This is a genomic window from Rudanella lutea DSM 19387 (assembly GCF_000383955.1).
Classification (GTDB): Bacteria; Bacteroidota; Bacteroidia; order Cytophagales; family Spirosomataceae; genus Rudanella; species Rudanella lutea.
In genome coordinates this window covers 1,760,479-1,772,520 of sequence record NZ_KB913013.1, presented here as the reverse complement: position 1 = coordinate 1,772,520, position 12,042 = coordinate 1,760,479, and the positions used below count along the sequence as shown (strand labels likewise).

The 12,042-nt window shown below is 54.0% G+C and carries 8 protein-coding genes; 1 reads left to right on the top strand and 7 read right to left on the bottom strand.

Features of this window, described 5'->3' with window-relative positions; genetic code table 11:
* Positions 1-189: 189 nt before the first annotated feature.
* The 7 genes from RUDLU_RS0107225 to RUDLU_RS0107195 all read right to left on the bottom strand — a co-directional run bounded on the left by RUDLU_RS0107225 (position 190) and on the right by RUDLU_RS0107195 (position 8,517).
* Positions 190-1,671: an NADH-quinone oxidoreductase subunit N gene (locus RUDLU_RS0107225; RefSeq protein ID WP_019987691.1), complete on the bottom strand. Its 1,482-nt coding sequence runs from the start codon at positions 1,669-1,671 to the stop codon at positions 190-192.
* 139 nt (positions 1,672-1,810) lie between these two features.
* Positions 1,811-2,626 carry a TerC family protein gene (locus tag RUDLU_RS0107220; protein WP_019987690.1) on the bottom strand — a complete coding sequence of 272 codons (816 nt, stop codon included), beginning with the start codon at positions 2,624-2,626 and terminating at the stop codon, positions 1,811-1,813.
* 158 nt (positions 2,627-2,784) lie between these two features.
* Positions 2,785-3,846, bottom strand: a complete 1,062-nt coding sequence (locus RUDLU_RS0107215) for an NAD-dependent epimerase/dehydratase family protein (RefSeq protein ID WP_019987689.1) — start codon at positions 3,844-3,846, stop codon at positions 2,785-2,787.
* A gap of 63 nt (positions 3,847-3,909) precedes the next feature.
* The gene (locus RUDLU_RS0107210) at positions 3,910-4,833 is read right to left on the bottom strand and encodes a HEAT repeat domain-containing protein (RefSeq protein WP_211220197.1); all 924 of its coding nucleotides are present in this window, start codon (positions 4,831-4,833) and stop codon (positions 3,910-3,912) included.
* Positions 4,834-4,884: 51 nt separating this feature from the next.
* Positions 4,885-5,619: a hypothetical protein gene (locus RUDLU_RS0107205; RefSeq protein WP_019987687.1), complete on the bottom strand. Its 735-nt coding sequence runs from the start codon at positions 5,617-5,619 to the stop codon at positions 4,885-4,887.
* Between the two features lie 250 nt (positions 5,620-5,869).
* Positions 5,870-6,436 (bottom strand): Crp/Fnr family transcriptional regulator, encoded by a 567-nt coding sequence (locus RUDLU_RS0107200; RefSeq protein ID WP_019987686.1) that lies wholly within the window; start codon positions 6,434-6,436, stop codon positions 5,870-5,872.
* A 137-nt stretch (positions 6,437-6,573) separates the two neighbouring features.
* The gene (locus tag RUDLU_RS0107195; RefSeq protein WP_019987685.1) at positions 6,574-8,517 is read right to left on the bottom strand and encodes a KUP/HAK/KT family potassium transporter; all 1,944 of its coding nucleotides are present in this window, start codon (positions 8,515-8,517) and stop codon (positions 6,574-6,576) included.
* Positions 8,518-8,910: 393 nt separating this feature from the next.
* Between RUDLU_RS0107195 and RUDLU_RS0107190 the strand changes: the two genes are divergently transcribed.
* Positions 8,911-11,997, top strand: coding sequence for a TonB-dependent receptor plug domain-containing protein (locus RUDLU_RS0107190; RefSeq protein ID WP_019987684.1), 3,087 nt, complete (start codon positions 8,911-8,913; stop codon positions 11,995-11,997).
* Positions 11,998-12,042 lie beyond the last annotated feature (45 nt).

Here is a 12,042-nt window from a genome sequence, read left to right as displayed (position 1 = left end):
TACCCATTTTCCCGCTGAGAGCTGCTCCCGATGGTGAAACGCAGCGATTAGCGTGCATCCGCCCAAGTCGCGCTATCTGCGTTCAATTGGCTAATGGGCACGCGGATGACACGGATTAGGCTAATTCTCACGAATTGATGAGTGAAAATGGGCCTGCATTTGTGGTGATACAAGTTGACGGATTGTCCTTTAGAAAACGGCAATCAGATTGAGCAACCGGTCGGGGTTAATGAACAGAATGACCACCAAAGCTGCCAGCGATACGGCCAGCCAGACGGCTGTTTGCGGCAGGGGTTTAATGACCGACGAGTCCTGAGATGGCCGGAAAAAGAGCAGAAACGGAATTTTTAAATAATACGCCAGCGAAATCACGGCATTGAGCAGCCCGACGGCAAACAGGGCCAGTAACCAGCCATTGCCGGTGGTTTCGTAGGCGTTGTAGAGAGCCGAGAACGCCAGCAGCTTTGCCGTAAACCCGACGGTTGGTGGTAAACCGACCAGTGCGAGCATCACTACCGTAAGGGCTATGGACAATACCGGCAACCGGGCGCCGAGTCCTGCCAACTGCCCAATCTGAAGGTTACCACCATGATGCCGGGCCAGGAGGTCGATCAGGAAAAAGGCGGCCAGATTGATGGGAAGATAGGTGGCCATGTAGAAGAAAGCGGCTTCGAAACCGGCTTCGCTCAGCGCCACTACGCCCACCAGCAGAAACCCCGCGTGTGCAATGGTCGAGTAAGCCAGCAGCCGTTTGGCGTCGGTTTGCCACAGGGCCGACAGGTTACCGAGCGTAATACTGGCCAGCGCCACCACCGCCAGCGGAGTCTGTATGTCAACAAACTGACCCACCGGCAGGGCCGTAAGCAGGCGCATGAGAGCAAGCAGGGCACCGGCTTTGGGGGCAATAGAAAAAAAGGCGGCTACGGGTAGGGGAGCGGCATCGTACGCGTCGGGGGTCCAGACGTGAAATGGCACCAGCGAGAGCTTGAATAAAAAGCCCGAAAGGGTGAGCAGACTCGCGACGGCAATAACAAAACCGCTGTTTTTGGCCAGTTCTACGGTGAAAACCGTGCTGGTGATTTCGAGGGTGCCTGTCAGACCGTACAGAAACGACATGCCATACAGCATCACGGCCGAGCTGATAGCCCCGAACAACATGTATTTAATGCCTCCTTCCGACGCCCGGCGCGTGCGGCTCAGGGCGGTCAGCAGATACGAGCTGATGGATACCAGTTCGAGGCTAAGATAAATAGCCAGCAGATTGACCGACGTACTCAGCAGAAACAGCCCGATTATCAGCCCCATCAGCAGGTGGTGCAGGGGTGAGTAAGGGGCCTCGGGCGTTGGCGTACGGGTAAACGCATCGTAAGCAATGACCAGAGCGCCCGTGAGTGCCACAACAACCTGAATAAAAACTGCTTGATTGTCGAGAAACAACAGGTGTAGAAACAGGTATCCCCGCACGGGTGTCAGCAACGTCCAGCCGGCCGCTACCAACAGGCTCAGAGCCGTGAAACCTGCTACCCAACGCCGGGTCTGTACGGCGCCCACCCGGTACGACATGACCAAATCGAGCACCAGCCCCGCCGAAAAAGCAAGACAGAGCCAGAGTACCGGCCCAAACCCGCCAAGGCTGTTGAGAATATCCTGAAGTTGATCAATTAACGACAAAGTAGTGGCAGTTGGCAGTGAGGCAGTCGGGGCAGTGGCAGTAGGCAGTGGCAGTAGGCAGTATTCTTGCCGGTCCGCCGGTGCGGTCAGCTACTGCTTACTGCCACTGCCTACTGCTACTCATTACTGCCTACTAGTATTAAATCATTCCTTCTTTGTGTGCTTCTTCGCCGTAGCCGTGCAACTGAACCGGTGGGGCTTTCTTCCGAAGCTGCATATTCAGGAACTCAACCAGTAGCGAGAACGCAATGGCAAAATACAGATACCCTTTAGGTACGGTGCCAATGTGGGCGTCAAAAATCACAAACTCCGACAGGTGAGCGCCTTCGGCCACCAGCATGAAACCGATCATGATCAGGAAGGCCAGACCGAGCATCTGAATACTGGGGTGCTCGTTGACAAACTTGCCGACTGGTCCCGAAAAGAACATCATAATCAAAATCGACAGCACAACGGCCGTAATCATGACGGGTACGTTTTGGGTGAGACCCACCGCCGTCAGAATCGAGTCGATAGAAAAGACAATGTTGATGATGGCGATTTGGGTAACCACACTCGAAACGGTCGCTTTAGCCGCACCAGCTACTGACTGTGATTCGTTTTCCGACATGCCTTCCAGCTTGTGGTGAATTTCAGTGGTGGCTTTGTAGAGCAGAAACAAGCCCCCTACAATCAGGATAACGGCCTGACCCGTGAAGGCGGCTTTGAACCAACCCAGATCGATGTGGGTAAACGGCTCCGAGAGGGCGATCAGCAACGAAATACCAAACAACAGCAACACCCGGAAGATCATGGCCAACACCAGACCGATGTTGCGGGCTTTGGCCTGATCCTGCTTGGCCAGCTTGTTGGCGGCAATCGAGATAAAGATAATGTTGTCGATGCCCAGAACGATTTCCAGAAAGGTCAGCGTGAGCAGACTGATAAGGTTTTGGGCGGTAAAAAGTCCATCCATTGTTGCGTAGAAACAAACGTTTTAGGGTCGCAAACTTCCGAAGAAAACCCTTGGAGTGCAAGAAAAAGGGTTGAGTGGGTCCAAATCGGGATAAAATGAAGGCAGGGCGGTACAACGTGCCGCCCTGCTGATTTGATGGGTTAGCCCCAACTTGTTGTCTATTTGAGAATAGGCTCCAGCGCGGCCCGGTTTTCGTCGAGCCAGGCATGAATGTCGGTCACAATTTCACGAATCCCTTTTTCGGGTTTCCAGCCGGTCAGCTGGGTCACCTTTGTGTTGTCGGTGATGTAGAGCCGGATATCGGCGGCCCGGTTTTCGGTTACGGCCTTGATCGGGATGGTTTTGCCCGTTACTTCCTGGCAAATTTGGGTCAGCTCCTGCAACGAGGCACTGCTTTCGGTACCACCGCCGGCGTTCAGAATTTCGCCATTTACGGCGTCGAGGTTGTGCAGTTGCCAGTCGATCAGACGGTACAGATCGTCGATATGCAGCATGTCGCGGGTTTGCTTGCCCGTGCCACCGTAACCGATATACGCCAGTTGCTGCTCAAAATAGTGCTTGGCGATCCAGAGCACCATCACGCCCTGATCTACCTTCCCCATCTGCCAGGGACCGGTAAGTACCCCGCAACGGTTAATCACCGTTTTGAGACCGTAAAACTCGTTGTATTCCTGAATCAGCAGCTCCGACGCCAGTTTGGTGGTTCCGTAGAGCGACCGGGCACCGTCGAGCGGAAAGTTCTCGGCAATCCCCTTGCTCGAAACGCCAGCTACCGGCTGATCGTCGGTCAGGACAAACCGGGTATCGGCTTCTTCAAAATTGAGGGTTTCGATCGTTTTGATCGGGTACACCCGGCTCGTCGACAGGAAGATAAAGCTCGCCTTATGCTTGAGAGCGTAGTTGAGGCAGTTGACCGTACCAAACAAGTTGGTGTTGATCAGGTAGTCGGGGGTGCCATCGAGGCCGGCCAAGACCGAGGGTTCAGCCGAGGCTTCGATGACGGTATCTACGGCGGGAATGTTGTCGAAGTCTTCCTTGCTCCGGATGTCGCCATGGACAAACTCAATACCGGCTGCTTTTAGCCGGGCCAGGCTCAGCTCCGAGCCGCGCCGTTTGAGGTTGTCGAGCGCAAAAATGGTGTACTCGGGGTAGTTCTTCTTCAACGCAATAGCCAGCGAGGAGCCGACAAATCCGGCCCCGCCGGTAATGAGGATTTTCATGCTGTAGTCGTTATGATTGCAAAACTACACAAAAGCACTAAAAACCGCCTGCCGCCAGATAGCTTACCAATCGTTCAAGAGTTTACGGGCCAGTTCGCGCATGTGGGCTTCGGGGCTATTGCGGTAGGTTTCGATCTCCTGCCGGGCTTTTTCGCCTTTGAGCATACCCAAAGCCATCACATACGCCTGTGCATTGCCGTCGCTGCCGACCCGCTCGCGCCGACTCACGGCAATGATGGCCTCAATGGCACCTGTATCGCCTAGCCGCCCTAGCCCCAGGGCCGCCGAGCGGGTATCCCAATTGTCGGCGGTGGGGGTAGTCAGTACCTGCCAGAACAGCGATTGGTGGGCCGGGCGCGTATAGGTACCGAGGTACTGTAACGCCTGACTGCGTTCGTAGGCGCTGTGAGGGTTAAGATAAATCTGCTCGTAGATGGATTGCAAGCTATCCAACTCATGCTCTAGCACCAGATGGTGCAGCGACTCGGTTCGTCCGGTTGAGTCGGCCAGCAGACCCGGTAGTTTGGCTTGTAACAGCGCTGATTTGTTGCCTCGTAGCGAAGTGGCGGCTTCATACCGCACCGACCGGTCGGGGTGGGTGAGCTGGCTAATCAGGTAGGTTGTAACCTGTTCGTTCGAGTGCCCGTGTAAGGCCCACAGCAGTTGCGACAGCGTTTGGGTATTTGAAAGGTTTTGTAACGTGAATAGCAAGTCGTCCAGTAGGGCCTCATCTTGTAAAAGGGGTAGATCTCCCCGAAAAATGTAGTAGTTGGTGGGCAGAGGCCGGGTGCGCAGTAGCTGCAACCAGTGACGGACGCTTTCGGGCTTGTTTGATTTAGATAAGGCTCTCAGTACCTCCGTAGAAACGGTATCCTGACGATTAGCCAGGTCAAACAGATACGCCCGGTCAGATGTGCTCGGGCTGTTGGCGAGGGCGCTCAACGCAATTTGCCGGGTTGCGGTACTATCGACCAACGGCTTCAGCACAGGTAGTAAATCGCCCAAACCCAAACGGCCCATAGAGGCAATCGCGTACCCTTAAGTCGATAACGGGAGGGTACGCACGCTTTGTTTGAGTAGCTGCTCTGTCTTTGGGTTGGCCTGTGTATAGCCCAGTACCTGTGCTGCAACAATCTGTTCCAGTAAAACGGTGCTCTGAATACGCTGGTGGGCCGTTTGGCGCAGGGAGTCTGGATCTAACTGGACCAGCATCGGGAACAGAAAGACATTGTTCCAGTTCTCAAAGGCGATCACAAAGTCAAACAATGGGGTGGTGTGCCTGCTTCGGAGGTGCAGCAACGCCATGCCGCACCAAACGCGCTCTATCTGGCTCGAATCGGTTTTCATTCGGTCGAGTAGTGTGTTTTCGAAGGTATTGTCGTGGGTAGCAGCCAGCAGCATATAGGCCAATAGGCGGTGTTTCTGGTTCGACGAGGCTACGAGTTGCTGAATGGTGTTGGCATACGCCGGATCGCTTGGCCATGCCCGAAGCGGGAACGGCTGTACGGTCTGCCCCTGTAAGTGAGGTAGAAACTGCACGGCTTTGACGTGTGGTTGTAACAACAGCGGATACTGTTTCATAAGCCGGTTCAGATCGGCTGCAGAAAATGTGGAGCTGGTGGCCGATTGGACCTCAGCCCTGAGTTGGTGTATACTGACCGAATCGGCCCCATAAACCACCTCGGTGGGGTTACGGCGTGTGATGGTGACTGACTGAGCGCAGGCCGGGAAGCAAATCAGGCCGATAAGCAGTGTGCGTAAATAACGGTGCATGTGTGTGGCAGCATCTGATAACCTCGTAAAGATGAGGACACAGCACGACCCAAAACTTGATCTATATCAAGAAAGCCTCAGTACTGGACATTAGATGTTGGACATTAGATGTTGGACATTAGACGTTGGACATTAGACGTTAGACCTCCATATCTAAAGGTAGTAAGTCTAATGTCCAGTGTCTGAAGTCCGAATGTCCAGTGCTGAAAAGAAAGCAAACACGGGGCAGGATACCCGCTGTTGGTAGCGTTTATCGTTTTTTAGCCCGAATTCGACTAACGGTCTCGGGGGTGAGACCCAAAAATGAAGCAATGTGTCGATTGCTCACCCGGTTGAGTATGGGGGCATACTCGCTTGTGAAGGCCTCATAAAGCTCGTCGGCGCTGAGGGTTCGGAGTTGGTGGGCACGCCATTCGCTCCGGGTGTAGTATTGCTCGGTGATTAATCGGCCAACAACGTTGAACTCGATAAAGCGAGTGTATAGTTGCTCTAATTGCCCTTTACTGAGTACCCACAACCGGCTGTCTTCCAGTAATTCAAGGTACTCGTAGGAGGGCGTCTGGGTAAAAAAACTGAGTGGAGAGATGATGAAAGAGCCCTCGGCCATAAATCCGGTCGAAAACTCTTTCCCATCGTTCAGATAATAGCCCCGTACCAGCCCGGCTTCCAGAAAGTAAAGTTCAGACGAAACCTCGCCGGGCGACAGTAACAGACTACGCTTTGGTCGTTCGATTCGTTTGAGTTGAGCCGTTAAAGCCTGTAAAAACTCATCACTGACCGGGTGCAAACGACCGATCAAATGGATCAATTCTTGCATGCTAAGTACTCGGACAGAATTAAATGTAAAATGAATAGTGTAAGATGTACAATGAGATGGCTGATTATCAGCAGGTAATTCAATAGTTCATTATACATTTTACATTGTTCATTCACTTAAACGGCTCCCGGCCGCCTTTAAGACGGTATGCGTTTCAACTTCACGTTCTCGACCGGCCGGATCACGAGCGGGACTTTCTCGATTTTTACCGAGCTACTGTCGAGGCCAAACCAGCGGTCTTCGGTGGTCGTTAAGGTCTTGATAAAGAAGTAGATGTTCATGATCACCCGCTCACGGAACGGCAGGTCGTTTTCAAACGATAGGAACTTCTCCAGCACCACAAACCGGAAATCGCCGATCACGTTCTGCCGGTTCAACGACTCGTACCGGCTCGTAATATCCACCTCTTTGTTGCGCACCAGGTCTTCGATCACCTTCCGGAAAAACAGGTTGATTCGTTGTTCCACCCGGAAGCCGAGCTTAAACGTCACCTTATAGGCATCATCGGGGGCAATGGTGTTTACTTTATACTCCATCGTGTACGGGTCGTCGGTCGTATCCACGTGCACAAACCAGTAGATGTCGGCCCGTTTGGGGCGTTTCTGGAAAATGGAGTAAATAATCTTCGACTCAATCTCCGACTGCCGGGCCGCATTGCTCATAAAAACCAGGTGCGTAGCGTATTTGGGGATGCTAATGTCGCGGCTGAGTTCTTTGATAGCCTGTAGGTACGTATCGATTCGGACATACTCGGTCAGGCGGAGCTTGATCTTAAACGCCTGTAGCCAGATGATCATGATGCAGGCCATGAGCCCCGCAATAAGTACCGACACCCAGCCACCGTGGGTAAACTTAATCAGGTTGGCCACCAGGAAGCAGCTTTCCAGACTCAGGTAGAACACCAGGAAGAAAATAACGAGCCAGGCGTTGTACTTTTTCGAGTACATGTAATAGCTGAACAGAATAGTGCTCATCATCATGGTCAGCGTAATGGCCAGACCATAAGCTGCTTCCATCCGTTTCGATTCCTGGAAGTACAGAACTACCGCAATACAACCCGCATAAAGCAACCAGTTGATGCTCGGTACGTACAACTGCCCTTTCTGTACACTCGGATACCGGAGCCGTACTTTGGGCCAAAGGTTGAGCCGGATAGCCTCGCTGATGAGCGTAAAGGCCCCGCTCAGCATAGCCTGACTCGCAATAACCGTAGCCGCGGTGGCAATGCTGATACCGATAATGAGAAACCACTCGGGCATGAGCTCGTAAAACGGATTGCGCTCGCCCAGGGCCTGACCCGCCAGCGATTCGACGTAAGCACCCTGCCCAAAGTAGTTGAACAACAGGCACATTTTTACGTACACCCAGCTCACCCGAATGTTGCCCCGGCCGCAGTGCCCCATATCGGAGTACAGGGCCTCGGCACCTGTTGTCGACAGAAATACGGCACCCAACAACCAGAAAGCACCGGGGTAGCCCATCAGAAAGTCGTACGCGTACACCGGGCTGATCGAGCTCAGAATGCTCAAATCGCTCGAGACATTCACCAGGCCCAGCACGCCCAGCATCGTGAACCAGACAAACATGATGGGCCCGAATGCGGTACCCACTACCCCCGTTCCGAACGACTGAATCAGAAACAGCAAGGACAGAATCCCGATCACAATTGGGATGGTGTCGATTTCGGGGTAGATAATCCGCAACCCTTCTACGGCCGATGAAACCGAGATAGGCGGGGTAATGATACTATCGGCCAGCAACGAGCTTCCGCCGATAATAGCCGGTATCGTAAGCCAGGGGGCATGCCGGCGAACCAGTGCGTACAAGGCAAAAATACCGCCTTCGCCCCGGTTATCGGCCCGCAGAATCAGGATGACATACTTGGCTGTAGTCTGGAGCGTGATGGTCCAGAAAATACAGGACAAGGCCCCGCGAACTACTTCTGGATGAATGGGAGTGGTTTCGCCAAGAATGGCTTTGAGTACGTACAAAGGCGAGGTGCCAATGTCGCCGTAGATGATACCGAGGGCTACCAGCAAGCCAGCGGCCGATACGGTATCTAAGTGCTTTTTATCTTCCATGAGAAAGAGAAGGCCCCCGCGCAATGGAAAAGCGAAGGGGCTGCTGCAAAACGGGGCAAAGATAGATGTTGTTTGAATTTATTTTTTCGACAGACCCACAAAGTTCTGTATCAGTAGCTATGAGCCTGATTTTGGGGAATATAGACTGGATTAAAAGTCGGTGAACTCAGTATTGAACAGTAGACGCTGGCCACTAGACATCAGACGTACTACTATTCTGTAGAGAAGTCTAACGTCTAGTGTCTGAAGTCCAAATGTCCAGTACAAAAGTCCGTGAATGGATTTTTCGCGTAAGTTTTCTGCAAATCGGTGGACAAATGCGAACCAGACTTGTTGTTCCATGCAGAAGTAGCTTTCTGATGTCTGCCTCTCACTAATCTATACAGCTTCGCAATGCGAAAATTTACAATCAGTTGGCTGTTATTCAGCCTTTTATCGTTTACTGCCTTTGCGCAGACTACGGACCTTACCGTAAGTGTGCGCGAACTCACCCGCCAGCAACCCCTGTCGGGGCAGGTGGTGTATCTGGCCAATCCGTCTATTGGCCTCAGCTTGTCAGCAACGTCGGGTCCCAACGGACAAGTGCAGTTTCGGGCGTTGCCCCTCAACGGTGTGTACCGTGTTTTTGCGAACGAAAACGACACGTACCTCGAAAGTGCGGCCGAAGGTATTGTGCTCCGGGCCAACGCCCGGCAGTCGGTGACGCTGTTGCTGCCCTCCCGGCGCGAGGTAAACCTGACCGAGGTGCAGGTACGGGGGCGGAGTACGTCGCGTATCAACACCATCAACGCTGAAGTGGCGTCGCAGATCGACGTTCGGAAGGTAGAAGAACTGCCCGTTGAAGGTCGCGACATTACGCGGGTGCTGTACCGCCTGCCCAATGTGAGCCAGGCAACGGGTTTCTTCCCCGAGGCTCCCAACGTGAGCATCAACGGGGCCAATGCCTTGTTCAACAACTACCTCATTGATGGTATGGACAACAACGAGCGGTTTCTAGGTGGGCAAAAGTTTGCCATGCCGATTGGATTCGTGCGCAACGTAAACGTCCTGACCAACAATTACTCGGTTGAGTTTGGTAACACGGGCAACGGCATTATCAACCTCACCACCCGCTCGGGGAGCAATCAGGCTACGGGCGAAGCCTTTTTCCTGACCCGCCCCGGTGCCGTAATCGACGCCCAGACGGAGTACCCCCTCCGCGATTTGTCGGGTAATCAGGTGCGCGACGGTTTTCAGCGCTATCAGGGTGGTTTTGGCGTGGGTGGAGCCCTCGTCAAAAACAAAACCTTCTACTACCTCAACGCCGAACACACCACTGATATCAAGGATAACCTGCTGACGGCCCCCCTGTTGGGTGTGAATGAAACTGTTCGGGGTACCAACCGTTTCACCTACGTGTCGGGCAAGCTCGATCAGTTCTGGACCGACCGCTTCAAATCGTCGTTGCGTTTCAACGTGGGGCAGGTAGCTATTGGCCGTCAGGCAGGTGGGCTCACCGGTGGCTTGGCGTTCCCGTCGGCGGCCAACGCGCAGGATCGAAACTCGGTGCTGATTGCGTCGCGCAATACGTATAATACCGAGCGATTTGCGTCGGAAACCAACGTGCAGTACGCCCGCTTCCGCTGGAACTACGCCCGCCCTGTTGACCCCAGCAGCCCTAACGTAACTGTGCTCGACCCGACCGGCCAAACCGTTGCAGTACTCGGTCACCCCGGTTATCTCTTCGATTCGCACGAGAGCACCGTGCAATTCCAGCAGAAGTTCTCGTTCTACCGGGGTAACCATACGTTCCGGTCTGGCGCTGAGCTGATCAGCAGCCGCCACCGGTTGTTTGGTGGGGGTAACCCCAACGGTAGCTATACCGTGCAGTTGACAGCGGGGCAATTATCGGCGCTACGGGCCCGGAATCTGGGCAGCAACTTCGGGGTGAACGACGTACCCGCCGATGCCCGTGTTACGGGATACTCGGTCGAGTTGCGCCCTAACTCGTTCGGTACAACCCAGAATATTGTGAGCCTGTACGCTGAAGATCAGATTGCGGCTACTTCGCGCCTGAACCTGACCATCGGCCTGCGCTGGGATTACGATAACCTGAGCAAAGGGGGCGACACACGGGGCGACTTCAATAACATTGCCCCCCGCGCGAGCTTCAACTACAAACTAACGGGCCGCTCGGCCCTGCGCGGTGGTATCGGGTTGTTCTATGACAAGATTTTGTACGCGATTTATTCCGATGCTCTCCAGCAAAACAGCGCGAGTGCCGACTTCAAACGGCAGTTGCAGTATTTCAAGGAGCGGGGCATTCTGCCTGCCAATACCGACATCGACCGGGTTACATTTGATGGAAACCTCGGCGTAGGTACGAGCAACAATGCGGGTTTACCATTCCGCTACTTGCAGGGCCCGGCCGCCAGCACCTTTGCCGATCAGCGTAACCTGCCCACGGGCGAGCGCCGGATTCTGAACCCCAACGGCTACCACAATCCCTACACACTGCAAACCACACTTGGCTACCAATACCAGGCGAGCGACAAGCTGTTGTTGTATGCCGATGTGGTGTATAATGAGTCGTATAACCTTTTCCGTACGCGTAACCTCAACGCCCCGGCGGCCTGGGATTACAACCTGAGCGCGCAGCAGGGCATTGCCCGCGCCACGGCCGTTGCCGACCTGACCCGTCCGTTGCCCATTCTGGCGTCGGGTGCCGGGGTAAGTGGTGCCACGAATATTCCTGGTGCCGCCCGGAGTGTGGTTGTGACCGAGACTGAAGGCCGCTCGCGCTATGTAGCCCTGAGCCTGAATATGCAGAAGGAGCGGATGGATGACTCGTACAGCTACCGCTTGATCTACACCCTGTCGTCGTTGAAAAATGACACTGAGGATATCAACTTCCGGGCGATGGATGCGAATAATTTCGCGGCCGAATGGGGACCGAGTATCAACGACCGGACTCACATCATCAACGGTATATTCAACTACTACATCGGTCGCAATTTTGTGGCTACAGCGGCTGCACTGGTGCAGAGCGGGCAGCCCATCAACCGGATTCCGAACGGCGCCATGTACCGGATTGTGGGTGCCAACGGACAGCCTTTGCTGGGTGCCAATGGCCAACCCCTGACCACAAACGACCTGAACGGCGACGGCGGGGCTTTTGGCGATGCGTACGTGGGTAACTCCGACCGTCAGCCGGGCGAAACCCGCAACTCCGACCGCTTACCCTGGTCGAAGGTGGTGGACCTGAGCTTACAGTATCAGATTCCGCTGGGTCGGATGTTGGGCAACAGCGAAGGTACTACCCGCCGGGTTGAGATTCGGGCTGATGTGTTCAATGTACTCAATACCAACAATTTGAGTGGCTATTCGAACAACGCAACCCAAAGTAACCAGATTCAGGTAGGCCCACGGGGTAGCGGTATTGTGCAGCGGAATGCCGCTCCGCCCCGCCAGTTCCAGTTTGGTGTTCGGTACTTGTTTTAAGTTTATGGTTTTTAGTTTATGGTTTGTTGTCTTTGGTGTTTAGCG

Bases quoted from the DNA above. Each gene is read 5' to 3' on its own strand.
- RUDLU_RS0107195 (WP_019987685.1), bottom strand. From the start codon at position 8,517: ATGGAAGATAAAAAGCACTTAGATACCGTATCGGCCGCTGGCTTGCTG.
- RUDLU_RS0107200 (WP_019987686.1), bottom strand. From the start codon at position 6,436: ATGCAAGAATTGATCCATTTGATCGGTCGTTTGCACCCGGTCAGTGAT.
- RUDLU_RS0107190 (WP_019987684.1), top strand. From the start codon at position 8,911: ATGCGAAAATTTACAATCAGTTGGCTGTTATTCAGCCTTTTATCGTTT.
- RUDLU_RS0107205 (WP_019987687.1), bottom strand. From the start codon at position 5,619: ATGCACCGTTATTTACGCACACTGCTTATCGGCCTGATTTGCTTCCCG.
- RUDLU_RS0107215 (WP_019987689.1), bottom strand. From the start codon at position 3,846: ATGAAAATCCTCATTACCGGCGGGGCCGGATTTGTCGGCTCCTCGCTG.
- RUDLU_RS0107220 (WP_019987690.1), bottom strand. From the start codon at position 2,626: ATGGATGGACTTTTTACCGCCCAAAACCTTATCAGTCTGCTCACGCTG.